Here is a 653-nt window from a genome sequence, read left to right as displayed (position 1 = left end):
AAAATTCCAAAGCATTTTTTTTCATGTGCTATTGTCCTTGTTTCATTCTTTTTAAGTGTCGTTTCAGACGGCCTTTAGTCGGTAAACATCCATGCGGTCAACATGAAGTCGACAGCGAGGATGGTCAGGGCGGAAGACACTACTGTGCGTGTACTGGCACGCAAAATACCTTCGGAAGTCGGTACGCAGTGGAAGCCCTGATGTACGGCGATTAACGTAACGGCTACGCCGAAAGCGGCGGATTTGATTAAGCCGTTGAGTACGTCGTAATGGAAGGTAATGTTGTTTTGCATTTGCGACCAGAAAATACCGCCGTCCAAACCCAGCCATTCGACGCCGACCAAATACGCGCCGTAAATGCCGGCAACGTTGAAAATCGAAGCCAGCAAAGGCATGGAAAACACGCCCGCCCAAAAGCGCGGCGCAACCACGCGTGCCACGGGGTCGACCGCCATCACGTTCATTGCTTCAAGCTGCTCGGTGGTTTTCATCAAGCCGATTTCGCTGGTCGTGGCGCCGCCTGCGCTGCTGGCAAACAGAATGGCCGCCAATACGGGACCCAATTCGCGCAACAGGGAAGCGGCAACCATATAGCCTAAAATATCGGCGGATTTGAATTTTGCCAGCTGCGTATAGCCTTGCAAGCCCAATAC

The 653-nt window shown here is 52.1% G+C and carries 1 protein-coding gene; it reads right to left on the bottom strand.

Annotated features, from left to right (window positions below; all coding sequences use genetic code 11):
- Nucleotides 1-74: 74 nt before the first annotated feature.
- A partial coding sequence (gene mlaE, locus ACTHUR_RS14995) for a lipid asymmetry maintenance ABC transporter permease subunit MlaE (RefSeq protein WP_440399401.1) occupies nt 75-653 on the bottom strand: 579 nt, incomplete at its 5' end.

The sequence above is a fragment of the Neisseria sp. P0021.S007 genome (genome assembly GCF_051956855.1).
This window is presented reverse-complemented; position numbering and strand designations above follow the sequence as displayed.